The organism is Arthrobacter sp. ZGTC412 (assembly GCF_002929215.1).
In the GTDB taxonomy this organism is placed as follows: domain Bacteria; phylum Actinomycetota; class Actinomycetes; order Actinomycetales; family Micrococcaceae; genus Arthrobacter.
In genome coordinates this window covers 250,237-275,558 of the sequence record NZ_PJII01000004.1, presented here as the reverse complement: position 1 = coordinate 275,558, position 25,322 = coordinate 250,237, and the positions used below count along the sequence as shown (strand labels likewise).

Here is a 25,322-nt window from a genome sequence, read left to right as displayed (position 1 = left end):
CCTATCCTTCTGGACCAGCCCCGGACTGTCAACAGCGGGGCCTGACGCTGATCCTCGGCGCGGCGTTGTCAGTCCGCCGGCGGTTCCGTCCTGAACTTGATCATTTTGTGCGTGCCGTCGCAGTAGGGCTTGATGGCCGACGCGCCGCAGCGGCACAGTGCCACGGTCTGGCGCTGGCGGGGGACCGGGGCCCCGGAGGGCGTCACGATTTCAAAGTCGCCCCGGACAATCAGCGGCCCGTCGGGGCACACCACTATTGAGCTTTCGGCGGGTTCCTGGTTCATTGCTGCTCCTGGTGGGGATTGCGGGCGGAAGTCTGTGTGTCTTGCTGGTGCATGGCGGCCAGTTTTCCGGAGTGCCGGCGCTTGAGCTCGGCCTCAGAGTGGGCTGCGGTCTTGAGCCGGGTCCCGGCATAGGGGATGCCCCCGCCCAGGCGGTAGGCAAGGGCAATCCAGATGCAGACCGCCCGCTCCAGAACCCATAGCGGGGCGCACCACACCGCGCGGAAGGGAAAGACGGTTGTCCCGTTGTGCCGCCGTCGCCCGATTCCGGCAATGATGACCGGTGCCGCCGCCAATACCAGGAAGGCTTTCCCGCGGTGCCTTGCGGGGAGGCAGGCTGCTGCGGCAATCACCGGAAGCAGGGAAAGTTCCGCGGCGAGGCGGAGCGGCTGGGCGAAATCGTCGTATGCCTGGCGGGTGCGCTGCTTGAGGAAGTGGCGCGGCCCGGGCGGCTTGCGGGCAACGAACAGGTCCGGCAAGACCTTCTCCACGCCGCCCGCTGCAATAACGGTCCTGATCAGCTCGAGGTTCTCGAAGAGGACCGGACCGTAGCCGCCGGTGGCCAGCAACGCGCTCCGGCGCACGGCCAGGGTGCCGGGGAAGTCCGCGGACCAGGCCCGGTTGATCAGGGTCCTGGACGTGTCCCACCAGGCGTGCCACGGCAGGGGGTCGAAGTAGTTCTGCGGCCGCACAACATCCGCTGACCGAAGGTGATTGACGACGGCGGCGAGCGATTCACGCGTGTAGCGCACGTCGTCGTCGGCGATCACCAGCAGCTCCGCCCTGGCAGCCCCGACGCCGGTCATCACACCGGCCACCTTACCGTTGCCGCCGCCGTTGCCCCGCCTGCGGCCGAGGCCGCCCGGCTCCGGACGGATGTGGCGAACGGCAGGCGGGAAGGCGGCCCGATGCCGCTCGAACAGCTCCGGTGCGGAGCCGTCCACCACGGTGACAGGTATCCACCCGGAGAGGCGCCCGAGGTAGGCAGCAAGGTCCGGCAGTCCCGAATCCTCGGTCCAGCGCAGCGGCAGGATGTACTCTGCAGACTGCCCCATGGCTGCAGTGCTCACGCTGCCGCCGGCACTGCCGCCCTCAGTGAGGTCTCTCCGCTTTCCCAGCAAGCCAAAAGGTGCGTCGAAAGCCTGCCATCGATCGCCATCACAGCCGTCGCCCCGAACAGGACGTCCCCGAGCAGCTCGGGTTCGGCCTCCACAAGACCTCCTGCGAGGTCGCGGCCGGCGATCTGCTCGTGGACCGCGTCGGCTTCCACGTGCTCGTCAAAGTAGTGGGTGACCTCGGCGTCAAAGCCGTGCCGGCGGAAACCGTTGCCGTACAGGCGGTTGGGCTGGGAAGAGGTCATTTCGTAGATGGCCAGGTGTCCGGTGATGGCGCCCCGGAGACGCCGGTTAAGCCCGAACAGGGACATCATGTTGACCGCCGAAAGGGACACGGCCGGTACTGCTTCGACGTAGGCGCCGTAGTGGTCGTCCATTCCCAGGCCCCGCATGGTGCGGGCAAAGAGCGCACTGTGCATGCGTTCAGGGCGCCCTCCGCCGTACTCGTCGGCCTGGATCTCCACCAGTGCAGCCTTCGGCCTGCCGGTGAGCCGGGGGATGGCCCAGGTGTGCGGGTCCGCTTCCTTGAGCTGGTAGACGGACTTGTGGACCAGGAACTCCTTGAGCTGCTCCAGGGTCGCCTTCTTGGCCACATAGCGGGAGACGCTGGGTCCGGTGTCGGTGGCGGCCAGGCCGAACAGGACGTCGGCGACGGCGTCACTGGTCATCTCTGCCGCAGGTGGCAGGTCCAGCTGGCCGGCTGCGGACTGGGCAGCCGCCCGCAGCGCTTGCTCGAATGGCCTTTCGAGCAGGCGGCGGACCTGGATGAGGTCCGGCTCCCATTCCCACTCATCATCCACGCCTTCAAGGCCGGAGTAGTGGAGCTCGTAGAGGCAGAAAAGTGCCAGCTGGACGTCGTCGTCCCCGATGATGTCAGTGGTTGCCGGCAGCTGTTCCGTGACCAGCCGGCGCAGTTCCTCGACGCCCGCTGCGGCGTGGTCGGTCCCGGCTGCAGCTGCCAGGGCGCTGAACAGGGCGGTACTGATGGGACCTCTGGGTTCCGGGATCTTCATGATGCTCCTTCGGGCGGCAGCGGTGCTGCCGGTGCTGCGCCGTCGACGGTGGCGGCTTCGGTTAGGACTGGGCGTTCAGGCCGCGTTCGCGGCTGCGCCGTGGGGTGGTTCGCGGGGAAAGCAGGATGGCGAGGATGATCATGGCCAGGCCCAGGGCAAGGTGCAGCCAGTTGTCAGCGCCGTTGACGGGGACAAAATTCGCGGGGGTGTCATCGCCCACCAGGAGGCCGTACAGCCAGAGGACCAGGTAGATAACGCCCCCGTAGATGAGGAAGCTCCTTGCCTGTTGGTGGGTCCTTGCCAGCAGCAGTCCGGCCGCCCCGAAGGCCAGGTGCACGATATTGTGCAGGCCTGACACCTGGAAGACACCCATAAGCAGGGCTCCCGAGCCGTGCCCGGCCATGCCCAATGATTCGTAATTAGTGGTGATCCCGGGGATGAATCCCAGGACACCCACCAGCAGGAAGAGGGCGCCCGTGGCGAGGGCAGCCTTTTGCAGGCCTGTCCTCGCTCCGGTGGCGCGGGTGCTGACTGTCATGACCTGTCTCCTCAAAAGCCTGGAGACAACATAGTAAGCATGATTACTAATTTAAGCTAAGTGCGGCCATCCTGCTGAGGGGTCCGCCGCGCCCGGGTGCCCTGGCAGCCCCCGCCCGCAGCTTCCGCACCGTTGGTGGCCCTTAGTCCTCCGAGCTGCTCCACACATAGGGGTTTGAATGGTGCCCGCCGCGGCGGCCGTGCTCGTACCCCTGCTGCCAGGCATTTCCGACGGCGGACACCAGTTCCGCCAGCAGGGGATAGTAAGGGTGGTCCGGGCCAATGTAGATCATTTCCTCCGCGGCCTTGTCCACCGCCGCCCGCACCTGGTTATCGGCTGCATTACCGAGCATGGCGCCCCTCCTTTGGAACTTCCGCCACCCGCTTTGAATGTACTCCGGGCGTTCCGGGGGATCCATTGCGCTGGTTAAGGCGGGCGTCAGCCCGTCCGCATGGAGCTGAGGACCTCGCGCAGGGCCTGTACCACCAGTTCGTGGTCCTGCACCTGGGGAAGCCCTGAGACAGTTACCGTAGCGACCGCGCCCACCCCAGTGACGTATACGGGGAAGGAGCCGCCGTGAGCTGCATACCGGCTCTGGTCGAACCAGCCCTGGTCTTCAATCCGTCCGCCGCCGAGCCGGGCGCGCAGCCCCACCAGCAGGGAGGGCGCCTCGTACCGGGCAGCGGTTCGCTGTTTGGCCCGGATCCAGTGCTCGTTGTCAGGGGTGGCGCCGGTCAGGGCCACATGGAACAGGACCTGCTCGCCTTTGGTGATGTCAATCGCGATGGGGAACTGGCCCTCCTTGCCCAGCTCCACGAGCAGCAGCCCCAGGTTCAGTGCATCGTCCATGGAGAAGGCAGGGAACTGGAGCTCCCGGATTTCGCCCTCGATGCGGGCAATAAGTGCTTGCAGCGAACCTTCGGGCTGCGTGGCATCGGAATCCGGATCGAACTCAGTCACATGCGGGGAATTGGCAGTCATGGCCCACAATCTACCCCTCCTCCGGTGTAAACTGGAGCCCGCCCACCAGGGCAAATATTTACCCACAGAAACATTCAACGACAGGGGAGCGCCGCCGTCGGGCATCACTGGCCAAGCCAGGATCCGCAGGTGGGCGCTGAGAGTGCGGACAGCCGCAGACCCTCGAACCTGATCCGGTTAGTACCGGCGCAAGGGAGTCGAGTTCTCGAAGCACCGCAGCGGCGTGCCGTTGCCGTGCTTTCCCCTCCTGTTCCTCAGGAGGATCGCATGGCAACTACAGCAATCAAGAAGACCACCAGTAAGTCCTGGCGCGTCGTGGACATCGTGGTGGCAGCGTTGATCGCCATCGCAGGCGGCGTCATTTTCTGGGCCTGGTCCCAGGGGGCCGCCGCAGTCTCGGCACCCATGAACGCCCTTTACCCGCCGCTCACTGGCTTGTTGGCCGGCGGCTGGATGATCCCCGCGGTGCTGGGCATGCTCATCATCCGGAAGCCAGGAGCCGCACTCTTCTGTGAGACCGTTGCAGCCACCGGTGAACTGCTCATGGGTTCGCAGTACGGCGCCTCCGTGCTGTTCTCCGGGTTTGTCCAGGGCTTGGGCGCCGAAATCATCTTCGCGATTTTCGTGTACCGGAAGTTCAACCTGCCGGTATCCCTGCTCGCCGGCGCTGCTGCCGGGCTGTTCTGCGGCCTGAATGACTCCTTCGCGCCCTGGGGCTGGAACATCGCCTATTCCGGCGGGGACAAGCTGGCCTACATCGTCTTCACCGCGATCTCCGGTGCCGTGATCGCCGGAGTCCTGTCCTGGATCGCCACCCGCGGCCTGGCGAAGACCGGAGTCCTGAGCTCCTTTGCGTCGCGCAAGGCAGCTACGGAGCCCGTCTTCTCCTGATGACCGCTCCTTCCCTTCACGGCGCGTCGGTGGCGGCGCGGCCGGCTGCCGTCACCGCCCTCGGCTGGGGCTGGCGGCACGCCGGGAGGTCCAAGCCTGCTGTGCGTGCCCTTGACCTGGACATCCGGCCGGGGGAGCGCGTGCTCCTGCTGGGCCCGTCCGGCGCAGGCAAGTCCACGCTCCTCCATGCGTTGGCAGGGGTGTTGGGGGATGCAAACGACGACGACGGCGCGGCCAGCGATTCCGATGAGTCGGGTTCGCTGCTGATTGACGGCGCCTCCCCCCGCGAGCAGCGCGGCAGGGCCGGACTGATGCAGCAGGACCCGGAGACGCAGGTGGTCCTCTCCCGGGTGGGTGACGACGTCGCCTTCGGTGCCGAGAACCTCGCCGTGCCGCGCGCCGACATCTGGACCCGAGTGCACGAGGCGCTGGACGACGTCGGGCTCTCCCACCTGCCGCTGGACCACCCGACGTCCGCCCTGTCCGGGGGGCAGAAACAGCGGCTGGCGCTCGCCGGCATCCTTGCCATGAGGCCGGGGCTGATTCTCCTCGATGAGCCGACGGCCAACCTGGACCCCGCCGGGGTGGTGGAGGTGCGTGACGCCGTAGGCCGTTGCCTCGACAAAACCGGGGCAACGCTGGTGGTGGTGGAGCACCGCGTGTCTGTCTGGAAGGACCTGGTGGACCGGATTGTGGTGCTGCAACCCGGTTCTTTAACGGATCCTGCCGTGCTGCTGGATGGGCCGCCGGACCAGGTTCTCAGGGAAGCCCGAAGCATGCTTGTTGCGGCCGGGGTCTGGGTGCCTGGTTATGTTCCGGCTACGCGTCTCCGTGCGGCGGATCCTGCTCCCGGTACTGGGGATCTGCTGCTTGCCGCCGAGAAACTGGCCGTATCGCGGGAACGTGCCCGCCGCAAGGGTTTCCGCAAACTGGCGCCCGTGCCGGTGCAACAGGGCATTTCCGCACAGGTCCGGGCAGGGCAAGCCCTGGCCATCACCGGGCCCAACGGCGCAGGGAAATCGACGTTTGCACTGACCCTCGCCGGGTTGCTGCAGCCTGTCGCCGGCGAGGTTTCCGCCACCTTGGCGCTTAGCAGGGGCGCCGGAGTCGACCCGTACAGGTGGAAAGCCGAGCAGCTGATCGAGCGTGTGGGTACGGTTTTCCAGGAACCCGAGCACCAGTTCGTCACCGGAAATGTGCTGGACGAACTGCGCTTTGGCCCGCGGCACCTCGGGCACGGCCAGGAGCGGGTGGATGAGCTGCTGGAGCGGCTCCGGCTCACCGGACTCGTTGACGCAAATCCATATACGCTCTCCGGCGGCGAGAAGAGGCGGCTCTCGGTGGCCACAGTCCTGGCCGCGCATCCCCAGGTCCTGGTCCTCGATGAACCCACCTTCGGGCAGGACGCCAACACCTGGGCGGAGCTGGCATCGTTCCTGTCCGAACTCCTGGACGCCGGCGCCGCGGTGGTGTCCGTGACGCACGATGCCGAGTTCACGGCGGCGCTGGGCGGAACGGAATTGCGCTTGGCGGCAGCGGCGGTGGCGCCATGAGGGAGGAGCTGAACTTGCACGGCAACCACGCCCTCCTGACCCGCGCTAACCCGCTGAGTAAGTTCGCCGCCGTCTTCCTCATCACGGCCGTGCTGGCGCTGTCCATCGACTGGGTGTCCGCCTCCGTGGCGCTGGCCTTTGAGTTCCTGCTGTTCCCGTTGGCGGGACTCACTTTGACACTGCTGTGGCAGCGGGGGTGGCCGCTGATCCTCGCCGCGGCCGTCGGCGGCTGGAGCACCTCCATCCTGGCGGCGGACAGCGGAAAGACGCTGATCGACGTCGGCATCTGGACCATGAGCGAAGGCTCGCTGGAGCTGGGGGTCGGCTTTATGCTTCGTGGCCTGGCGATTGCGCTGCCGGCGGTGCTGCTGATGAGCTGCACCGATCCCACAGACCTAGCCGATGCGCTGGCGCAAAAGGCGCGCCTTCCACACCGGTTTGTGCTGGGGACCTTGGCCGCCATGCGCTTGGTGGGGCTGATGGCGGAGGAGTGGCAGACCATCGGGATGGCCCGCCGTGCCCGCGGCGTCGGTTCCCGCGGAAGTGCCCTGCAGCGGGTGAAGGCGACGCTGGGCCAAAGTTTCGGGCTCCTGGTTCAGGCCATTCGGCGTGCCTCAAGGCTGGCCGTCACCATGGAGGCGCGCGGTTTCGGCGGCGGAAGGCGGACGTGGGCGCGGGAATCCACCTACAGCGGACTGGACGTGTGGGTTCTTGGTGGTGGCCTGCTGATGGCGGGTGCAGCCTTTGCTGCGGCAGTCTGGGCAGGCACGTGGAACATGGTGTGGCTGGGAAGCTGACTGGGGCTTCTGCTGTTCGGCGCGACGGCGCCAAGGGCAGGCCCTCGCGCCGGAGTTCAACCGCAGTACGCCGGACGCAAAAGTTCAGTCGCAGGAGTGGTTGTAGTCGAATTTCCTGGACACGAACTGGGTAAGAACGACTTCGCCGCCGTCGGTCAGCGGCGGGTCTGAGCAGTTGGCTTTGGCCCCGGTAACGGAGCGCGCTCCGGCCAGCCAGCTTGGCAGCGAATAGAGGTTGCTCGAGTTGCTGACGGTACCCACGATCCGGCCCCATTGGAGGCCGGTCGAATAGATCCCGACTCCCTTGACGTCGATGCTGTGGAAGAAGTCCGTCATGCCCTCCAGCACCGTGCGGTTCGCATCCTTGTCTGTGGTGGACCAGCTGTTCTCGGTTTCCACGTCCAGCCACCAGAAATAGTCCGAGGGGTTGGTGATCCCGCGGATGTAGGCGTCGTCGTAGGCCTTGGCATAGCCGTACATGTAAGCGCAGGCTTTCCCGTAGTCGTTCTCCTCGCAGGAGCCGTAGGGGTTATGGACGGCCGATAATATGGGGTATTCGTTGCTGGTGGGCCACCACGAGCCGCTGCTTCCAGGGTTGGCCGTATTGACGTAAAGGGACACCTTCGGCTGGGGCGTAATGCCGGATGAGGTTTCCGCCCATTCGAGCTGTTCCCTGAGGCAAGGGTTGGTGTTGTTGGCCAACCCGTTGTTGACGCCGACGATGGCAAAAGCCTGGTCTGCGGGGAAAGGCTTGTCGCATTGGGGCCAAGAGATATCGTTGCCCAGGGTGGACTGCTGGCCTTCACCCGGCGAGGGCGCCGCGGAGGCGGGCCAGACGGGGCACAGGAGCAGGACAGCTGACAGCAGGGCGGCCAGCTTGGCCGCTACCCGGGCGTCTCGAGTTCGGCGCACTGTCACCTCCGTCGTCGTCGAAGTAAGAGGGTCTATCCAGTTTCCTCCGGTTGGGCAGGCGAGGTCAACAAAGGCGGCAGCGCCACTGCTATCGCATGTAGTGGGTAAATGCTCTTATGATGGCGCCAAACGGACCGGTACGGCTGTTCCTTAGCTCATTTGTGATATATTTGTGGCATGACGCAGGAAACTACGGAACACGTTGCCGCCATGCTCAGGGATGCCCGGGGCGAGAAGGGCTGGACCCAGGGCCAGCTGGCCTCCGAGCTCGGAACCAGCCAGAGTGCCATTGCCCGTATGGAGCAGGGCAAGCAGAACCTGAGCCTGAAAATGATCCAGCGCCTTGAGTCGATCTTCGGCAGGAGCATCGTCAACGTGGGAAAACCGCAGATGACGCACCTAAGGGTGGAGGGCGGCCGCACGCTCTCCGGCTCCGTGGACGTTAACAGCAGCAAGAATGCGGGCGTCGCGCTGCTGTGCGCAAGCCTCATTAACCGGGGGACCACCATTCTTCGGCGTCTTGCGCGGATCGAGGAAGTGAACCGCATCGTTGAGGTGCTCAGCAGCATCGGTGTGGAGTGCACCTGGCTCAACGATTCCGACCTCCAGCTCCGCAGGCCTGCCGTCCTTAACCTGGACGCGATGGACGTTGAAGCCGCCCGCCGCACCCGCAGCGTCATTATGCTGCTGGGGCCGCTGCTGGACGAGTCTTCGCAGTACCGCCTCCCATACGCGGGTGGCTGCGACCTGGGCACGCGCACCGTTGAACCGCATATGCAGGCCTTGCGCCAATTCGGACTCACAGTGGAAGCAACTGCCGGTTTTTATGCAGTGCAGGCACCGTCGGCTGATACCCGCGACCGTTCCTTCGTGCTGACGGAGCGCGGCGATACTGTCACCGAGAACGCCATCATGGCAGCGGCGCACCGTGAGGGGACAACGGTGATCCGCAACGCCAGCCCGAACTACATGGTGCAGGACCTTTGCTTCTACCTGCAGATGCTGGGTGTGACCATCGACGGCGTCGGCACCACCACCTTGAAGATCACCGGGCGTCCCGTAATCGATGCCGAGATTGAATACTTCCCGTCGGAGGACCCCATTGAGGCCATGAGCCTTATCACCGCCGGCATTGTCACAAACTCTGAGGTGACCATCCGCCGGGTGCCCATCGAGTTCATGGAGATCGAGCTGGCCACGCTGGGGCAGATGGGCCAGCAGCTGGAGATATCGGGCGAGTACGTGGCCCGCAACGGCCGGACCCGGCTGGTGGACGTGACCACCAAGCCTTCGGAGCTGCACGCCCCGGAGGACAAGATCCACCCGATGCCTTTCCCTGGCCTGAACATCGACAACCTGCCCTTCTTCGCCGTCATTGCCGCCAACGCCAGCGGGCAGACCATGATCCACGACTGGGTCTATGAAAACCGGGCCATCTACCTCACGGAGCTGAACCGGCTGGGTGCACAGGTTCAGCTGCTGGACCCCCACCGCATCTACGTCAACGGGCCCACCAAGTGGCGCGCTGCAGAGGTCGGCTGTCCGCCGGCCCTGCGCCCGGCAGCATGCCTGCTGCTGGCCATGCTCGCCGCCAGGGGAGTCTCCGAACTTCGGAACATCTACGTCATCGAACGCGGGTATGAGGAACTCGCCGAGCGGTTGAACGCTATCGGCGCCAAGGTGGAGTACTTCCAGGACTGACCATTCACCTCTCGTCATGAAGCCCTGAGGGCCGTCAAAAGGCGCTCGCCTGCCGCAGAATGTGAGTATGCGAACATTCGGCGTTGAGGAAGAACTCTTGATCGTTGATCCGGAGAGCGGAGAGCCGCTTGCCCTCGCTGATGCTCTCCTGTCGGGCCGCCGATTGGCTGCCGATGACGCTCCGAATGACCCTCGGGATCTCGAAACGGAAGACAAAACCGTTTACGACGACGACGAGATGGGCCTGAGTGCCGAACTCAAGCTGGAGCAGATTGAGACGCAGACGCGGCCTTGCCTGGAGTACGGTGTGCTGCTGGACCAGGTCCGAGCCGGGCGGGCGCTCGCTGACAAGGCTGCCAGGAAGAATAATGCCCGGGTGGCCGCGTTGGCCACTTCACCCCTTGGGCTGGCCAGCCACACCACTCCTGATCCGCGCTACGCAAGGATGCTGGAGCGTTTTGGCCTGACCGCCCAGGAGCAGCTGACCTGCGGCTTCCACGTCCACACCTATATTGAGTCCCGGGACGAGGGCGTGGCTGTACTGGACCGGATCCGCGACAAGCTTGCGGTTCTCACGGCACTGAGTGCGAACTCGCCGTTCTGGAACGGTCTTCAGACGGGTTTTGAAAGCTACCGTACCCAGGCGTGGAACCGCTGGCCGACGGCCGGTCCCGCCGGTATCTACGGAACTTATTCTGCCTATCGGCGGGTGGTCACCCGGCTTTTGGACAGCGGGGTGATGCTGGACGAAGGGATGATGTACTTCGACGCCCGATTGTCCCGGAACCACCCCACCGTGGAGGTCCGTGTTGCAGACGTCTGCCTCCGGGCCGAGGACGCGGCCCTCATTGCTGTTCTCGTCCGGGCGCTTGTGGAGACCGCGAGCCGTGAGTGGCACGAGGGCGTCGAGCCCGCGCCCGTGCCCACTGTACTTTTACGAATGGCTTCCTGGCAGGCGAGCAGCGACGGACTCAGCGGAGAACTACTCGATTTCGGTACCTTCCGGCCAGCCCGTGCTGCCGACGTGGCGCGTTCGCTGGTGGAGTACCTCGCCCCGGTCTTGCAGGAGCAGGGCGAACTTGCCTTGGCCAGGCAGGGGGTTGAAGCCGTTATTGCCCGTGGGACAGGGGCGGCTGAACAGCGGCGCATCCGGGACAAGGCTTTGGCCACCTGTACGCCTGAGGACTTGGGCTTTGGTGCAGTGGTCAAGCATGCAATAGACGTGACTATGCGCGGCTCCTTGGATTTTTCGAAGGTCGATGAGGCCCCGGATCTGCTGCGGGTCCGCCAGCCCTGACATCTCCGGAGCTGTCTGGGAAGGACTAACGCAACTCCTATCAGCGGACGGAAAGCGACCGCTCAGCCAGAGGTGCCAGTCCGGAAACGGGTCTTTGGGCAGTTCGCCTTCAGAAGCTTGGCAAGTCTTGCGGCAGGCCAAAGTCTTCCGGTACAGCAAAGTATTCAGGCACGTACAGGGCGGGCGGCTCTGGACCCCTTTCTGCGGCTGCAGTCCATAGCTCTGCAAACCAACTGGGCCAGTGGGGTGGTTCCCAGTCGTGGTGTTCGGCTTTGTAGTGTCGGCCGGTGGGGGAGGTCCAGGCGGGTGGTTCGTTTTTGGTGGCTGGGGTGGGTGTCCAGCCGGTGGCGTGTTTGAGGTGGTGGTGTTTGGGGCAGAGTTGGCCGAGGTTGGTGATTCCGGTGGTGCCGCCGTGGTGCCAGGCGGTGAGGTGGTCGGACTCGTCGTCGAGCGATGGGTTGTTGCAGCCTGGGAAGGTGCATTTGCCGTCCCGAAGCAGCAGTGCTTTTTTCATGGCTTTGGTGAGGCGGTAGTTGGTGCGTCCGATTTCCAGTGGTGCGCCGTCGCGGGGGTCCACGAGGACCCGGTAGAAGGAGCTTGTCCCGTCTGCGACGAGTTTGCGGGCCATGGAGGCGGGTATCGGGCCGTAGCCGTCCAGCAGGGCGGGTTCGTCGGTGGCGCCGAGCAGGGCGAACACCGGGACGGTGACGAGCACGTCAACCTTGGGTGCAGGGATCTTTCCTAGTTCGACAAGGTCGTCACTGCCACCGTGTTCGTTGCGGTGGTTGCCCGTGGAAGGTGCCTGGAGGAGCAGGCCGGCGGCGATGTCGGGCCGTATTTGTGCGAGCGTCCGGTCTCGTCGGGGCGTTGGAGGCCGCGGGCGAGGGCGGTGGTGCGGTTCCAGATGGCGCAGGCGGTGTCACCGGGGAGGTACAGCGAGATCCATGCCATCCCGTCCCGGTCCGGGGCGTATTCCATCCGCCGGTCCGCGGCGCACTTGGCGTGGCGTTTTTCGAGTGTTTCGGGGTGGTGGCGTTCGCGCCAGGCACGGACCTTGCGGCGGAACCGTGAGGGCACCAGTTCACCGGGGGCTGCTCCGCGGGCCGGGTGGGGTGCCTTCGGGTCGAAGAAGTGCGCTACGAGGGCTGCGGCGCCGGCAGGGTCAAGCCCTTCGGTTTCGTCGGCGATGATCCGGGCGTGCATCCAGGACATGGCCCCGGTTGACAGCGCCGCCATTGCTGGTGGCAGGGAGCAGATCTGCCGGGACGCGGTGATGAACGCCGCGGCGGCGCCGGAGCTTACGGTCAGGACGCCCGCGATTTCCTCGACTGCGGACATTTCGGTGTACGTCCGCTCGTGCACGGGCGCTTCCGGCGGGGTCATCGCGTGCTGCAGCTCCACACTCTCCGCGATGTCCCGGGCCTTGATGGCAGCAAGTTGTCCTTCCAGACGTTTCATCAGGGCCAGCCGCTCCAGCCGGATATCGAGCTTCTGCCGCAAAACATCAACGACAGGGTCATCAACAACGGAGTCCGCGGCAGCGTGGCCAACAACAGCAGTCGGATCTGACCCAGCAGCAACAGCGGCAGGACCTGAACGTGCAGTCTCGGCATCCAGCCGGGCGTCCTTCAGGAACAGGGCATCAAGGCGGGCAACGGAGGTCCGAATACCCTCCACCGCCACTGCTGTACCCGTCCCGATTCCCATAAAAACATCTTCTTACAGGGGTCTGACATTATGACTTAGCCAGCCGGCCAGCTGGAAAAACGTGAAAACTTTTTCGACGGCTCATCCGAGGGACCGATCGTGACATACTCGCCGCGTGGCGGCGTCGTATTCCTTCAAAGCTGAACTGTGGCTTTACCCCGGTGAGGCTGGCTGGCATTTCCTGACCCTGCCTGCAGACATTGCGGACGATATCCACGAACGAAGCGCCGGCTCCAACAAGGCGTTCGGCTCCATTAAGGTCACAGCTGAGGTTGGAGGACCTTCCTGGCAGACTTCGCTCTTTCGAGACACCAAGAGCGGCTCGTACCTTCTGCCCGTAAAGAAGGCCATCAGGGACAAAGCCCGGATTAGTGAAGGGGGCGCTGTGACCGTGCACCTTTCCATCCAAGACCTCTAAGCCATCCCGTACCCACCTAGCGGGGCACGGCTTGCCTGTACTCGGCAGACGCCTCGCCGAACGAAGCAGTCAAGCCGTCCGCTTAGGGAAGCAGGCGGCACATGGCGTCAGTGCCGGAGCGGAGCTTGGACGCAGCGCCAGCCGAACCTAGATCTGCTTCAGCGCCTGTTCGAGGTCGCCAATCAGATCGTCCACGTCCTCCAGGCCAACGGAAAGGCGCACGACGCCGTCGCTCAGGCCAATGGCTGCCCGCCCCTCGGGGCCCATGGCCCTATGGGTGGTAGTGGCCGGGTGCGTAATGAGGGACTTTGAGTCGCCCAGGTTATTGGAGATATCGATGATGCGCAGGCCATCCAAAAGCGCGAAGGCCGCTTCCTTGCCCGAGCGGCCGCCCGTCGTCGCAAGTTCCAGGGTGAGAACCGTGCCGCCCGCACTCATCTGCTTGGCGGCCAGGTCGTACTGCGGGTGCGACTTCAGGAGCGGGTATTTCACCCAACTCACGGCAGGTTGCTGCTCTAACCATTCGGCCAGCCGCAGGGCGGAAGCCGAAGAGTGGTTGACACGGAGGGCCATCGTCTCGAGGCCCTTGGTGAGCACCCAGGCGCTAAAGGGCGACAACGACGGGCCAGTGTGGCGCATGAGCTGCTTGACCGGGCCCTCAATGAATTCCTTGGTGCCGAGGATGGCGCCGCCCAGCACCCTTCCTTGGCCGTCGATGTGCTTCGTGCCGGAGTAGACAATGACGTCCGCGCCGAACTTTCCGCAGCGCTGCAGCAGGGGAGTGGCAAAGACATTGTCGACGACGACCGTGGCACCTGCCGCGTGCGCCAGTTCGCTGACCGCGGCGATGTCCACGATCTCCTGCATCGGGTTGGACGGCGACTCGAAGAAGACGGCGGTGGTGGGCTGGGACAGGGCATCGCGCCACTGCTCCAGGTCCGGGCCATCCACGAACACCGTCTCCACACCCCAGCGCGGGAGGATTTCATTCAGGATCACAAAGCAGGAACCGAACAGCGAGCGGGCGGCAACTACGCGGTCGCCGGCAGCCAGCAGGGCACCCAGGGCGGTGAAGACGGCGGACATGCCGGACGCCGTCGCGAAGCACGCCTCGGTCCCCTCGAGGAGGCGGAGCCGCTCCTGGAAGGTGGCCACGGAGGGGTTGCCGTAGCGGGAGTACACAAAGCGTTCGTCCTCGCCCGTGAAGGCGCGCTCGGCCGCGGCCGCGGATTCGTACACGAACCCCGAGTTCAGGAACACCGCCTCGCTGGTTTCCTGGAAGTTGGTGCGGTCCAGTCCGCCACGGACGGCCTGGGTGTCGGGGCTCCAGCCGGCGGCGTCTTCGTTAAAAGTCACTTAGTTCTTTCCGAGGTTGGTTGGCAGGCCGCGGTTCTTCCAGCCGTTGACCGTGCGTTCGCCGTACCGGTCAGGTTCGCCCTCGAAGCCCTCCAGTACGTTGTAAGAGGTGAAGCCGGCCTGCGTGGCAGCAATCGCGGCCGCGATGGAACGTTGCCCCGAGCGGCACAGGAATACCAGTTCGGCCGAAGCGTCTTCCGGCGCCTGCTGCGTCAGGTGAGTAATGAAATCCGGGTTGGGTATGCCGCCGGGGAACGTCCACTGGATGAACAGCGGATCGTTGTCGGTGGCCTTCGTGTCCGGGATGCCGATGTGGGCCCATTCGCCCTCGGTGCGCACATCCACCAGGATGGCGCCCTGCTCCAGCTTGTCCCACGCCTCTTGGGGCGTCAGGTCTCCTGCGTAGCTCATGCGTGGCCCTCGCCGTCGAACTCAAGGTCTTCGCCCGCGGATTCAAGGTCATCCACGGCGGTGGCAACGGCGGCATCGGCGGAAGCGATGGCTGCCGGAAGGACCAGGGCCTGCGCAACTATCACCTGGCCGCCGTTGGACGTTACGGCCGGGCTGCCGTGAAGCACGTAGCCCTCGGCCAGAGCGGTCGAAATCCGTTCACAGAAAGACCTGTCATCCGGCCCGGTGACGAGCCGGTAGGAAAGTCTCTCTTCACGGGCAGGTGCGTCAGACACGACGGATCTCCTTCTTTCACGCTTGCAACACGATTCGTTCGATATGCCGAGTATTCACCTGAGGCACCCCGCCGCAAAAGGAGGGTTGCCGACCGGACAGTCAGGGCTTGGCGCCGGTACTCATTACTCCCCAAAAACGTAACACTTGGCAGGCGGACCCGCACCGCCGCCTTCGTCATGTTCCGTAACTGAGCTCGTCTGGTCCGGCTGGGCGCCCTGCTTTCGGTTCCCACTGCTTTCTATTCCCACTGCTTCGGGATCGGACGACGGCGGGAGGCACCTCGTGTGGCACTGGCGGCTGCGCCTGCCGCCCCCAGATCAGCGTTTACTTTGCCGAAATGTGAACGCTACAACACCGACACTGTCACAGCATTTGACGAAACATTCCATCCCTAAGCTCACCTCGTAACACTCCGGTGAAAGGGAAAAACATGTCAGATGCTACTCGCAGGAATTTCCTCCGCTATGTGGGAATGGTTGGGGGAGCCGGGGTGATGTACCAAACAATGGCGGCAATGGGCCTGGCCCCGGACGCGGCGGCTCCGGCTTTTGCGGCACCCCGCGCGGACGACCTGCAGGGCAAAGGCAAGAGCGTGCTTATCCTCGGTGGCGGCATTGCCGGTCTGACGACGGCTTACGAGTTGGGCAAGGCAGGCTACAAAGTCACCATCCTGGAAGCCCGGATGCGCCCGGGCGGACGCAACTGGACCGTGCGTGGCGGTACGGAGGAAACCGACCTTCGCGGGGTTACCCAGCGGGCAACTTTTTCCAAGGACCAGTACATGAACGCCGGCCCCGGCCGTATTCCCCAGCACCACATCACGTTGGACTATTGCAAGGAACTCGGAGTGGCCATCGAGCCGTTCACCAACCAGAACGCCGACGGATACCTGTTCCGGGAGGGCAACACCAAGCTCTCCAATACCCCCGTCCGTCATCGGGCCGCAAAAGCCGATGTGTACGGCTACGTGTCCGAGCTGCTGGCCAAGGCCACGGACCAGGGTGCCCTGGACAGCTACATGAGTAGGGCAGACAAGGAGAACCTGATCTCCTTCCTGCAGAACTTTGGCGCGATTGGCGGCAAGGTTCCCGGTGATGCGGCGGCAAGCTTCAAATACGCCGGCACGGGCCGCAAGGGCTACTCAGTTGCCCCCGGCGCAGGCCTGGAAGCGGGAACACCTTTGGCGCCGGATGCCCTGTCAGATGTCTTCGCCAGTGGTGTTGGCAACTACTTCTCCTTTGAATTTGGCTGGGATCAGGCCATGATGATGTTCCAGCCCGTGGGCGGCATGGATCGCATCCCCTACGCGTTTGAAACCGCCATCGGCAAGGACAAGTTCGTTTACGGGGCCCAGGTCCTGTCCATGAACAACACTGCTGCCGGGGTTGCGGTGGAATACACCAACGCGGGCGGCCAGACCAAGAAAATCGAAGCGGACTTCGCGGTTTGCACCCTGCCACCGCATATCGCTGCCAAAGTTCCGGGCAACCTCCCCACAGACGTGCTCGACGCCCTCAAATTCGCCAGCCCCAGCGACGCCGGCAAGATCGGCATCGAATACTCCCGCCGCTGGTGGGAAGAGGATCACCGTATCTACGGCGGAATCACCAACACCAATATCGACCTTGGCAACATGTGGTACCCATCCACAGGCTTCCACGGACAGCGCGGCACCATGGTCGGGTACTACAACACCGGAGCCAGCGCGCGCGTCTACAAGGAACTCCGCCCCGAAAAGCGACTAAGCCGGGCCCTGGACCAGGGGGCCAGGATTCACGGCGACGTTTACCGGAAGGACGTCTCGGCGTCGTTCTCAGTCGACTGGGGAAGCACTGCATTCTCCGAAGGCGCGTGGGTGGGCTGGCCCTCACAGACAGACGCCAAGTACGCCAAGCTGCTGGAGCCGTCCGGCAACATCTACTTCGCCGGCGACCACTTAAGCCACGCCATAGCCTGGCAGCACGGCGCCATGACCTCGGCCCGCGCTGCAGTGACCTCCCTGCACAGCCGGGTCGCAGCAACGGTGGCCGGATGATCCCCGCCAAAGCTCCCGCAGGCACCCATACCCAGCCCCGAAAGAAGCCCATGTTCAGACGCCGCTTTTCCCTCGTCGCTGCCGGCATCGCCGGTATCAGCCTCACAGCCACTGCAGCTTTCGCTGCACCCGCCGTCTTCAAGGACCTTACTGATCCGAAGCCCGGCACCACTGTTTCCAACCTGCCCGCCGGACAAGACAATCCGATGATTGCCAACGGCGTGGCCATCGGAGCGAATACGCCCATCTACAAGACCAGCGGCCTGGGGCCGTCCGCCCTCAACACGGCCGCCCCCGCCGGCAGTGAGCAGCGCTATGTGGACACGTCGGTCTTCCCCGGCGGAAAACTTCCGCCGGGTGTCACAATCACCGAAGCCCAAGGCATCAACGCGCTCCGCAGGATCGGTGAAAACCTTGCCCAGGCGGGTTTGGATTACGACGACGTCATCACCATGCGCGTCTTCCTCCAGAACCCAGCCGGTGCCGAGAAGGCCGACTTTGACGGCTGGAACCGTGCCTACCGGCAGTACTTTGCGAACACCAGCCTTGCGGACCGCTCAGCAATCAAGGTGCCCCTGGGGTCAGCTGCCCCGGCAGAGCCGTTTGTACTCAACCCTGCCCGGCCTTCACGCTTCGCCCTTGAAATTGAGAACCTGCCCGTGAACGGTTGGCTCGTTGAGGTGGAAGTGGACGCCGCATACCCCACTCCTGGAGGCAAATAGAGGAAAGGCGAAAGGCGTGAAGCGCTGTCCGCTTGGGAGCGCTTCACGCCTTTCTGTGATTTCGGTGGTTACACGATCCCGGGGCAGCTCGCCAGGATGTAGTCGGCGGCGGCAGGGCCCTTCATTCTCAGGCCGTTGCAGCCCGGCGTGATCCGGCGTTTCATTGCTGCCCAGAAAGTGGCCTCCCTGCCGGGTGCCTGCTGGTTGATATAGCACCAGCTGGTGTAAAGGCCGAAAAGACGGTCATCGTTGAGGCTGTGCTCGGAGGCTCGGTCGAGGTGGGTGGCTTCTTGGAGAAAAGTATCGAACTGCGAATGTGCCATGACGGCGTCCCTTCGCTAAGTGCATGTGTACCGCCGTTCGGCTACAGCAGCGAAATCCTCAATGCCCTGCACGGGGCCACGGAGGGGTGATCGAAACCTTGGGAATCGATGGCTTATGGCGGTGTCGACGCCTTACTACGATGTAGACTTTACCCGTAGACTACAGATACAGCAAGCGTTTGGAGATATCCTCTCCATTGCGCTGGCCGCCGGCTCCAGAACGGAAAAATCATGCCCTCCCCGACAACCTCCGGCCCTGCCAAGGGCCGCGCCCGGAAGGAGCGGCTCAACCGTGATCTGGTGCTCAACAAGGCCCTGGAACTGGTGGATGCGGAAGGCCTTGACGCGCTGACCATGCGCCGGCTGGGACAGTCACTGGACCGGGATCCGATGAGCCTTTACCGCTACGCAGAGAACCGGGCGGCTTTGCTCGATGGCGTTTCGGAGCTGGTACTCAACGAGCTGCCCATCCACCCGGAGGACCCCGACTGGAAAGCCCAGCTTCGGCACATCGCGCATAACCTTCGGCGGCTCGCGCTCGAACACCCCAACGTGGTGCCGCTGCTGGTGACCAGGCCGCTCTCCACTCCGCTGGGGCTGCGCCCGCTGGGCACCCTGCGCCCGCTGGAGCAGATTCTCGCCCTGCTGATTGGGGCCGGATTCGGCCCTGCCGATGCCCTCCACGTCTATAGGGCCTACTACGGGTTCCTTTATGGCCACATTTTGAACGAGCTGCAGGAGTTCGTGGTGGACCCCGAAGAGAATGAAGTGCTGCTTCGGCTTGGACTGCACCGGCTGCCGTCAAAAGAGTTTCCCCATCTCCGTGCGCTGGCTCCGGCGCTCGCCGAATATGACGGCGAGGCCGAGCTGGACCAGGGCATCACCATCCTGCTTTCCGGCCTTGAAGCGCAGCTGACCACGCAGCCGAAAACTTCCTCCGCTTAGCGGCGGGCAGTGCGGCAGCTACTTGCAGGAAGCCCGGCGGCGGTCAGTAGTTCTGCAGTGCCAACCGCTACCCGATGCCGGCGAACAACTCGTTCAGCTCCGCGGTCAGCTCTTTCTGCAGCGACGGCGTGCCTACCTCTGTGCCGTCTATCCGGTTCACGGGAGCAAGCATGCGGACGCTCGAAATCAGCCAGACGGCGTCTGCGTCCAGCAGGTCCTGGGGCTCCAGCGGGCCGTATCCCAGCTCCCAGCCGGCCGCTTTAGCGGCCGCGAACAACGCACCCTGGGACGTGCCTGCCAGGATGCCGCTGTCCAGCTGCGGCGTAATCAGGCGCTTGACGGAAGTGCCGTCGTCGGACATTTCCACGTGGGCCATCAGCACAGTCGACGTGGGGCCCTCCAGGACGCGGCCGTCCGAGGAGATGAAGATGACGTCGTCGGCACCCTGCTTGTGGGCATGCCGCAACGCCGCCATGTTGACCGCGTAGGAGAGCGTCTTCGCGCCGAGCAGCAGCCAGGGGGCGCGCTCGGCAACGTCGCTGTCGTAGCCCCGGTCGAGGAGGATGACGTCGATGCCTGCCTCGCGCTGGCGGCGCCCGGCCGCCCCGACAGGTGAGACCTGCACCCAGGAAGTGGGGACTGAGGCGCCTTCGGCTCCGCGGGTCACTACGAGCTTGACCACCAGTTCATCGTCGGACCCTGAAGCAGGCTGATGCTGGGCGCGGTGTTCGGACAGAGCCGTGGCGATGGCGCGGCGCCATTCCTCCTCGCTGGGAATGGCGAGGTCAAGCGCGTCGGCCGAACCGGTGAGGCGGTCCAGATGGGCCTGGATTTTCCGCACGCTGCCGTCCACTGCAAGCATGGTCTCAAAGATTCCGTCACCCCGGGTGGCGCCCTGGTCCGTCACCAGCAATTGCGGCTTGGACGCATCGGCCAGCCGCCCGTCCGGGAAAGCTGAATCGAGGAACACGAGAACCACTGGAGCTGGAGAGGTCATGGCTCCAGCTTAGTGCGGCCCCCGCGGATAAGCTGGGCAGAGTGCCCCGGCCGGAACCGTCCGCCGGGAGCCCATCCTCCGGGGGTTATTCACGTGTTGTGGCCATTTTCGCTTGCCGGTTCCGCGCCGACTTGGATCGTGGTGCTGCTGGCCGTCGCCGACCTGGTGATCAGGGTGCTGGCCTTGGGCATCATCCCGGGCAACCGCCGGCCCACCACGGCGATGGCCTGGCTGCTGGGCATCTTCTTTGTCCCGTTCGTGGGCATCATCCTTTTCCTGCTGTTCGGCAACTTCAAGCTGTCCAGCCGCCGCCGCGAGCAGCAGCAGCAGGTCAACGAGCGGGTGCGCGCCGGAATCTCGTCGCTCGCTGACGTGGAAAGCGACTACCCTGGCCCTGAATGGGTGCGGTCCGCCGCAGAGTTGAACCGGCGGCTGGGCTCGCTGCCCATGGTGGATGGCAATTCCGTGGACCTTATCCCCGGCTACCCGGACTCAATCCTGCACATGACGCAGGCGGTGCGGAAGGCGAAGACGTTCGTCAACGCCGAGTTCTACATCATGAGCACGGACCACATCACCAACGATCTCCTGACGGCACTGGAGGAAGCGGCCGAACGCGGCGTGGAAGTCCGGGTGTTGTTCGACCACATCGGCACCCTCCGGGTCAAGGGCTACAACAGGCTCCTGAAACGGCTCAAAGCCAGCAAGATCCAGTGGAAGCGCATGCTCCCGCTCCTGCCCATCCACGGCCAGTGGCGCCGGCCCGACTTGCGGAACCACCGCAAGATCATGGTGATCGACGGCGAAATGGCCTTCACCGGCTCCCAGAACCTGATCGAGCCTTCCTACAACAACCCGAGGCACCGCAAGGCAGGCCGGGAGTGGGTGGAGCTGATGGCCCGCCTCCACGGGCCGATCGTCACCACCCTGAACGTCGTCTTCGCTACCGACTGGCTGAGTGAAACCGACGAGTCCCTGGAACACCAGCTGCAGCTCCCGGCGAACGTGCATCCCGGAAACGTCACCGCGCAGGTGGTTCCCAGCGGCCCGGGGTTCATCACCGAAAACAACCTGCGGCTCTTCAACACCCTCATCTACTCCGCGCAGCAACGGATCTCCATCTGCAGCCCATATTTCGTTCCGGACGATTCGCTGCTCTACGCCATCACCACCGCCGCGCAGCGAGGAGTGGACGTGGAGCTGTTCGTCTCGGAAAAGGGCGACCAGTTCCTGGTCCACCACGCCCAGCGTTCCTACTACGAGGCCCTGCTGGAGGCCGGCGTCCGGATTTACCTGTACAAAGCTCCGTTTGTGCTCCACGCAAAGCACTTCACCATCGACGACGAAGTAGCGGTCCTCGGATCCAGCAATATGGACATGCGCTCCTTCTCGCTGAACCTTGAGGTATCGGTGATGCTGCTGGGCGCGGACATCGTCACCAAGATGCGCGCCGTCGAAGACACCTACCGGGACATCTCGCATGAACTCAAGCTGTCCGACTGGCTCAACCGGCCGCTTGCTGCGCGGTATGTCGACAACGTGGCGAGGCTGACGGCAACCGTCCAGTAGCGTCAGGGAGCTTCATTCAGGCGTCCGGAAACTCCGCGCCGAGTGTCGAGAGGACACCGAAGGCCTTGGTCCGGATCTCCTCATACTCCTCGTCCGCGTCCGAGTCGGCAGTGATGGCGCCCCCGATGCCGAGGGTCAATTCCGCCGTTCCGTCACCTTCCTCACGCATCACCAGCGTTCGGATGGCGACGGCGAGGTCCGTTGCGCCGTTCAGCGAGAAGTAGCCGACGGCGCCGGAGTACAGCCCCCGTCCGTCGCCTTCCAGCCGGTCCAGAATGGCCATTGTGCTGATCTTGGGTGCGCCGGTCATGGAGCCGGCCGGGAAGCACGCCGCCACCGCCTCGGCACGGGACGATCCGTGCCGCAGCTGTGCGTCGATGGTGCTGACCATCTGGTGGACGGTGGCGTAGCTTTCGATGGCACAAAGCCTGCTCACCGTCACGGAGCCGGGGACGGCGAAGTGGCTGAGGTCGTTCCGCAGCAAGTCAACGATCATGATGTTCTCGGCGCGGTCCTTCAGGGACGCTTCGAGGTCGGACCGCAGTTGGGCATCTTCCGCCGGATAGGAGGCGCGGCGGCGGGTTCCCTTGATGGGTTCGGCGCGCATGCCGCCGTCGGACGCTATCTTCAGGAAGCGCTCGGGCGAGGTACTGGCCACAGTCAGGCTGCCGAACCTCAGGTAGCTGGCAAAGGGGGCAGGGTTTTTGCGGCGCAGGGCCAGGTATGTTCGCCACTGGTCCAGCTCTGCCGTGGGGACCCTGGCTGTGAGTGACGTGGTCAAACAGACTTCGTAGGTGTTTCCTTCGCTGATCTCGTGCTGCGCCGCAGCGATCTTGTCCTTGTAGGCAGCGGCAGTATCACGGCTCCGGAACGCGGGGGCATTCGGAAGTACGACGCCGTTGCTGCCGCCCACTTGGGCAGCCACGGCGGCTTGGGCGGCGGGACCGGAGGCAGCCTCGGTGGCGGTCCGCGCGTCGTTTAGCCACTGGTCCGCGTCGGGAACGTCGAGGGCCAGGAGCCAGGCTGTGCCTTCGGCGTGGTCCAGGACCACAGCCCTGCCGGCGAAGATCAAGGCGGCATCCGGGGTGGGCGCGGAAAGATCGGATCCGCCGGTTTCGCGCTTGAGCTCGTACCCGAGACAGCCCACCCAACCTAGGGTGAATTCAAAGGGGTAGCCGTCCGGGGTGCGGACTGTTGCCTCGCCCCACACCGTGTCCAGCCAGCGGAAGAAAGAGCCTTCCACCGTAGCTGTGGCGCAGCCTGCGCGGATCAGGCTTTCGCCGGAGCGGTGCGTCACCGACTGGCCTGACAGGCCGCCGTCGTCCGCCATGATGCTAAAGCGGCTCCGCTCAGCAGCTGCGGACCCGGCCTCGTGCGCCCTGGTTGCGGTTGCACCGGCCGTGTTGGAAGAGTCCAGCCAGACGGCATTGGGTGAGCCGCCGTAGAGGGTGTTGAACAGTGTGGCCACATCCGGGCGCAGCCCGAGGCGCTCGGCGCGGATGCTCAGGCCGCGGCGGGCGGCCAGCTCAGGGGAGAGGGCAGTCGCAAGGGCCGGGAGGTACGGCAGGAGCTGCAGAACGTCGGCCGGTGCGCTGCCGTCAGCGCGGTTCAGGACGCGGATGTCAGCGTGGCGCGGGACGTCATCGGCGCGCAGCCACTCCTCTTCCTGTGCCGCCCATTGGTCCCAGTACGGTTCGTAGGTTCCGCCGTCGCGGTCCAGGGCGCGGGTCCGGCGCACCTCCTCGGGCGAGTCCGCCCAGATGACGGCGCTGAGGAGGGGGCGTGCGGCGGCGGCAGCGGAACCGACGCCCTCTACGATGACGATCTCGGCAGGCAGTGTGACGCGGGCCTCGCCGTCGTCATGGCTCTGCCAGTCCCAGCTGGTCCAGGTGGCCGCGTCGCCGCGGCTCAAGGGTTCGAGGACGGTGGAGACGTAGCGGTCGACGCCGGCCGCCAGCCCATCCCAGCCGGGGTAGATGTCCTCGAGGTGGAAGAGGGCTACCTTGTGGTGGGCGCGCAGCTGTGTTGCCAGTTCGATGGCGAGCGTCGTCTTCCCAGCGCCGGAGCGTCCGTCAATGGCGATGATGACGGGGGCTGGGCTCATGGGTTAGAGCGTACCGTCATCCCTTCCGTGCTTTTATCCGGGCTGGAGCTGAAAGTCCTTGAGGACCGCCCCCTTGATATGGCCCACTATTCCCGGCAGGGCTGCGTGGATCTGGTGCCACACGGCGTCGAAGTCGGACTGCCCGCCGTACCAGGGGTCCTCGATGCCCTGGTCCAATAGGTCCTTTTCCGCCTGCCGGGGGTCAAAGCTGCGGAGCATGCGGACCTTGTTCCTGGACTCCTGGTCCGGGGCGGACTGGCTCAGCCACGCGTAGTGGTCGATGTCGAGTGCCAGGATCAGGTCGCGTTCGCGGAACCATTTTGGCTGCCATTCCCGGGCGACATGCTTGTCCGACAGGAGCTGCGTGGCGCTCAGGCGGCGCGCGGCCCGGGGGTCTATGGGCCGGCCCGCTTCGTAGCCGGTGGTACCTGCCGAGTCCACGGTGACTACGGTGTCCAGCCCCTCGCGTTCCAGCGCCGCGGAGAGCATCAGCTCGGCCATGGGGGACCGGCAGATGTTTCCCGTACAGACAGCAATTACGCGGTATGGGCTCGACATTGAGTTCATATACTAAGCATGCGTGCTAATTAGCCTTGTTGGCTAGCCGCGGGTTCACAATGGTTGACCGTCTTGTAAAGAAGCTTTGCTTCCGGGGTCACATTTGCTTCACATGTCCTGCCCGCTGGCGCGTGCGCGGAGCGGGTCAGTGGATGAAAGCCAGCAGGATTCCCACGGCCACGAACAGCACGCCAAACGCACGGTTGAGGATCAGTTGCCCGCGGGCACTGTGGGTGAACCGCTCGAAGGACCGGGCTGCGGCCGCGAAGAAAAACCACATCACCAGGATGTCGATGGCCACGACCGTTGCTGTGAGTACTGCGTACTGGGCCAGGAGGGGCTGGTCGGGCCGGATGAACTGGGGCATAAAAGCCAGGAAGAAAACGATTGCCTTCGGGTTCAGCAGGTTCACCCAAAGCCCGCGGCGGAAGATGGACCAGGCAGGCTCGTTTCGCAGGCCCGCAATCTTCTCCTGCTCGAGGTCCGGCTTGCTGAAGAACTGCCTGATGCCCAGATAGACCAGATACGCGGCACCGGCGAAGCGGATGACGTTGAAGGCCACTGGCGAGCTGGCTACCAGCACCCCGACGCCCAGGGCCACAATCACAACATGGATCACCAGGGCTGCCTGCTGGCCGAGGATCCCCCAGATGGAGCGGCGGAAGCCGGCGTTCAGGGAGTTGCTCATGGTGTTGATGGCTCCGGCGCCGGGAGTGAAACTGATCAGGGCGCCGGCGCCCGCCAAAGCGAGCCAAAGGGAGAATTGCACCAGTCAAGTTTAGTGGCAGCTGGCGGCAGGTGTTGACGGCTTGTGCTCCTAAG

At 64.6% G+C, this 25,322-nt stretch carries 27 protein-coding genes and 2 riboswitches; of the genes, 10 read left to right on the top strand and 17 right to left on the bottom strand.

The window, feature by feature from the left end; translation table 11 throughout:
- Nucleotides 1-68: 68 nt before the first annotated feature.
- From CXQ88_RS08035 to CXQ88_RS08010, 6 genes are all read right to left on the bottom strand, one after another.
- Nucleotides 69-284: a CDGSH iron-sulfur domain-containing protein gene (locus tag CXQ88_RS08035; RefSeq protein WP_104043629.1), complete on the bottom strand. Its 216-nt coding sequence runs from the start codon at nucleotides 282-284 to the stop codon at nucleotides 69-71.
- Nucleotides 281-1,351, bottom strand: a complete 1,071-nt coding sequence (locus tag CXQ88_RS08030; RefSeq protein WP_258061749.1) for a glycosyltransferase — start codon at nucleotides 1,349-1,351, stop codon at nucleotides 281-283. Before CXQ88_RS08030 ends, CXQ88_RS08035 begins: the two co-directional genes overlap by 4 nt.
- A complete protein-coding gene (locus CXQ88_RS08025) occupies nucleotides 1,348-2,409 on the bottom strand; it encodes an iron-containing redox enzyme family protein (RefSeq protein ID WP_104043628.1) in 1,062 nt (353 codons plus the stop codon). Before CXQ88_RS08025 ends, CXQ88_RS08030 begins: the two co-directional genes overlap by 4 nt.
- Before the next feature lie 61 nt (nucleotides 2,410-2,470).
- Nucleotides 2,471-2,947, bottom strand: a complete 477-nt coding sequence (locus tag CXQ88_RS08020) for a DUF4383 domain-containing protein (protein WP_104043627.1) — start codon at nucleotides 2,945-2,947, stop codon at nucleotides 2,471-2,473.
- 142 nt (nucleotides 2,948-3,089) lie between these two features.
- Nucleotides 3,090-3,299 (bottom strand): hypothetical protein, encoded by a 210-nt coding sequence (locus CXQ88_RS08015; RefSeq protein ID WP_104043626.1) that lies wholly within the window; start codon nucleotides 3,297-3,299, stop codon nucleotides 3,090-3,092.
- Nucleotides 3,300-3,385: 86 nt separating this feature from the next.
- Complete coding sequence (locus CXQ88_RS08010; RefSeq protein ID WP_104043625.1) at nucleotides 3,386-3,928, bottom strand: heme-degrading domain-containing protein; 543 nt, start codon at nucleotides 3,926-3,928, stop codon at nucleotides 3,386-3,388.
- 72 nt (nucleotides 3,929-4,000) lie between these two features.
- Nucleotides 4,001-4,141, top strand: a riboswitch (TPP riboswitch).
- Between the two features lie 54 nt (nucleotides 4,142-4,195).
- On the opposite strand from CXQ88_RS08010, the gene CXQ88_RS08005 reads away from it, so the two are divergent.
- Genes CXQ88_RS08005 through CXQ88_RS07995 form a run of 3 tightly spaced genes read left to right on the top strand, consistent with a single transcriptional unit; the run spans nucleotide 4,196 to nucleotide 7,169 of the window.
- Nucleotides 4,196-4,819 carry an ECF transporter S component gene (locus CXQ88_RS08005; protein WP_104043624.1) on the top strand — a complete coding sequence of 208 codons (624 nt, stop codon included), beginning with the start codon at nucleotides 4,196-4,198 and terminating at the stop codon, nucleotides 4,817-4,819.
- The gene (locus tag CXQ88_RS08000) at nucleotides 4,819-6,372 is read left to right on the top strand and encodes an ABC transporter ATP-binding protein (RefSeq protein ID WP_104043623.1); all 1,554 of its coding nucleotides are present in this window, start codon (nucleotides 4,819-4,821) and stop codon (nucleotides 6,370-6,372) included. Before CXQ88_RS08005 ends, CXQ88_RS08000 begins: the two co-directional genes overlap by 1 nt.
- Nucleotides 6,369-7,169 carry an energy-coupling factor transporter transmembrane component T family protein gene (locus CXQ88_RS07995; protein WP_104043622.1) on the top strand — a complete coding sequence of 267 codons (801 nt, stop codon included), beginning with the start codon at nucleotides 6,369-6,371 and terminating at the stop codon, nucleotides 7,167-7,169. The genes CXQ88_RS08000 and CXQ88_RS07995 overlap by 4 nt, the downstream gene beginning before the upstream one ends.
- Before the next feature lie 84 nt (nucleotides 7,170-7,253).
- On the opposite strand, the gene CXQ88_RS07990 is transcribed toward CXQ88_RS07995, so the two are convergent.
- Nucleotides 7,254-8,081, bottom strand: a complete 828-nt coding sequence (locus CXQ88_RS07990; protein WP_104043621.1) for a hypothetical protein — start codon at nucleotides 8,079-8,081, stop codon at nucleotides 7,254-7,256.
- A gap of 177 nt (nucleotides 8,082-8,258) precedes the next feature.
- On the opposite strand from CXQ88_RS07990, the gene CXQ88_RS07985 reads away from it, so the two are divergent.
- Nucleotides 8,259-9,782 carry a UDP-N-acetylglucosamine 1-carboxyvinyltransferase gene (locus CXQ88_RS07985; RefSeq protein WP_104043620.1) on the top strand — a complete coding sequence of 508 codons (1,524 nt, stop codon included), beginning with the start codon at nucleotides 8,259-8,261 and terminating at the stop codon, nucleotides 9,780-9,782.
- Between the two features lie 67 nt (nucleotides 9,783-9,849).
- Nucleotides 9,850-11,079 carry a glutamate--cysteine ligase 2 gene (locus CXQ88_RS07980; protein ID WP_104043619.1) on the top strand — a complete coding sequence of 410 codons (1,230 nt, stop codon included), beginning with the start codon at nucleotides 9,850-9,852 and terminating at the stop codon, nucleotides 11,077-11,079.
- A gap of 109 nt (nucleotides 11,080-11,188) precedes the next feature.
- On the opposite strand, the gene CXQ88_RS22830 is transcribed toward CXQ88_RS07980, so the two are convergent.
- Both CXQ88_RS22830 and CXQ88_RS07975 read right to left on the bottom strand, forming a co-directional pair.
- A complete protein-coding gene (locus CXQ88_RS22830) occupies nucleotides 11,189-11,905 on the bottom strand; it encodes a hypothetical protein (RefSeq protein WP_441296478.1) in 717 nt (238 codons plus the stop codon).
- Nucleotides 11,821-12,786: a hypothetical protein gene (locus CXQ88_RS07975; protein ID WP_441296477.1), complete on the bottom strand. Its 966-nt coding sequence runs from the start codon at nucleotides 12,784-12,786 to the stop codon at nucleotides 11,821-11,823. Before CXQ88_RS07975 ends, CXQ88_RS22830 begins: the two co-directional genes overlap by 85 nt.
- A 115-nt stretch (nucleotides 12,787-12,901) precedes the next feature.
- On the opposite strand from CXQ88_RS07975, the gene CXQ88_RS07970 reads away from it, so the two are divergent.
- On the top strand, nucleotides 12,902-13,204 hold the full coding sequence (locus CXQ88_RS07970; protein ID WP_104043618.1) for a DUF1905 domain-containing protein: 303 nt from the start codon (nucleotides 12,902-12,904) through the stop codon (nucleotides 13,202-13,204).
- 147 nt (nucleotides 13,205-13,351) lie between these two features.
- Here the strand turns inward: CXQ88_RS07970 and CXQ88_RS07965 are convergent, their stop codons facing one another.
- From CXQ88_RS07965 to CXQ88_RS07955, 3 genes are read right to left on the bottom strand one after another with little or no spacing between them, the layout of a single operon-like run.
- The gene (locus CXQ88_RS07965; RefSeq protein WP_104043617.1) at nucleotides 13,352-14,560 is read right to left on the bottom strand and encodes an O-succinylhomoserine sulfhydrylase; all 1,209 of its coding nucleotides are present in this window, start codon (nucleotides 14,558-14,560) and stop codon (nucleotides 13,352-13,354) included.
- Nucleotides 14,561-14,971 (bottom strand): rhodanese-like domain-containing protein, encoded by a 411-nt coding sequence (locus tag CXQ88_RS07960; RefSeq protein WP_104043616.1) that lies wholly within the window; start codon nucleotides 14,969-14,971, stop codon nucleotides 14,561-14,563.
- Nucleotides 14,968-15,246, bottom strand: a complete 279-nt coding sequence (locus CXQ88_RS07955; RefSeq protein WP_104043615.1) for a DUF1737 domain-containing protein — start codon at nucleotides 15,244-15,246, stop codon at nucleotides 14,968-14,970. Before CXQ88_RS07955 ends, CXQ88_RS07960 begins: the two co-directional genes overlap by 4 nt.
- A 13-nt stretch (nucleotides 15,247-15,259) precedes the next feature.
- Nucleotides 15,260-15,374: riboswitch (SAM riboswitch) on the bottom strand.
- Nucleotides 15,375-15,677: 303 nt separating this feature from the next.
- On the opposite strand from CXQ88_RS07955, the gene CXQ88_RS07950 reads away from it, so the two are divergent.
- Nucleotides 15,678-17,282 carry a flavin monoamine oxidase family protein gene (locus tag CXQ88_RS07950; RefSeq protein WP_104043614.1) on the top strand — a complete coding sequence of 535 codons (1,605 nt, stop codon included), beginning with the start codon at nucleotides 15,678-15,680 and terminating at the stop codon, nucleotides 17,280-17,282.
- A complete protein-coding gene (locus CXQ88_RS07945) occupies nucleotides 17,279-18,004 on the top strand; it encodes a Rid family hydrolase (protein WP_258061745.1) in 726 nt (241 codons plus the stop codon). Before CXQ88_RS07950 ends, CXQ88_RS07945 begins: the two co-directional genes overlap by 4 nt.
- Before the next feature lie 68 nt (nucleotides 18,005-18,072).
- On the opposite strand, the gene CXQ88_RS07940 is transcribed toward CXQ88_RS07945, so the two are convergent.
- Entirely contained in the window at nucleotides 18,073-18,327 is a 255-nt protein-coding gene (locus tag CXQ88_RS07940) for a hypothetical protein (RefSeq protein WP_104043612.1), read from the bottom strand.
- 231 nt (nucleotides 18,328-18,558) lie between these two features.
- On the opposite strand from CXQ88_RS07940, the gene CXQ88_RS07935 reads away from it, so the two are divergent.
- Nucleotides 18,559-19,272, top strand: coding sequence for a TetR/AcrR family transcriptional regulator C-terminal domain-containing protein (locus CXQ88_RS07935; protein WP_104043611.1), 714 nt, complete (start codon nucleotides 18,559-18,561; stop codon nucleotides 19,270-19,272).
- Between the two features lie 67 nt (nucleotides 19,273-19,339).
- Here CXQ88_RS07935 and CXQ88_RS07930 read toward each other — a convergent pair whose 3' ends face one another.
- On the bottom strand, nucleotides 19,340-20,269 hold the full coding sequence (locus CXQ88_RS07930; RefSeq protein ID WP_104043610.1) for an aminodeoxychorismate lyase: 930 nt from the start codon (nucleotides 20,267-20,269) through the stop codon (nucleotides 19,340-19,342).
- Nucleotides 20,270-20,362: 93 nt separating this feature from the next.
- Between CXQ88_RS07930 and cls the strand changes: the two genes are divergently transcribed.
- Entirely contained in the window at nucleotides 20,363-21,838 is a 1,476-nt protein-coding gene (cls, locus tag CXQ88_RS07925; RefSeq protein ID WP_181037444.1) for a cardiolipin synthase, read from the top strand.
- A gap of 16 nt (nucleotides 21,839-21,854) precedes the next feature.
- Here the strand turns inward: cls and pabB are convergent, their stop codons facing one another.
- From pabB to CXQ88_RS07910, 3 genes are all read right to left on the bottom strand, one after another.
- Nucleotides 21,855-23,942, bottom strand: coding sequence for an aminodeoxychorismate synthase component I (pabB, locus tag CXQ88_RS07920; protein WP_104043609.1), 2,088 nt, complete (start codon nucleotides 23,940-23,942; stop codon nucleotides 21,855-21,857).
- Between the two features lie 33 nt (nucleotides 23,943-23,975).
- Nucleotides 23,976-24,509, bottom strand: a complete 534-nt coding sequence (locus CXQ88_RS07915) for a low molecular weight protein-tyrosine-phosphatase (protein WP_104043608.1) — start codon at nucleotides 24,507-24,509, stop codon at nucleotides 23,976-23,978.
- A 136-nt stretch (nucleotides 24,510-24,645) separates the two neighbouring features.
- Entirely contained in the window at nucleotides 24,646-25,269 is a 624-nt protein-coding gene (locus CXQ88_RS07910; RefSeq protein ID WP_104043607.1) for a LysE family transporter, read from the bottom strand.
- Between the last annotated feature and the right edge of the window lie 53 nt (nucleotides 25,270-25,322).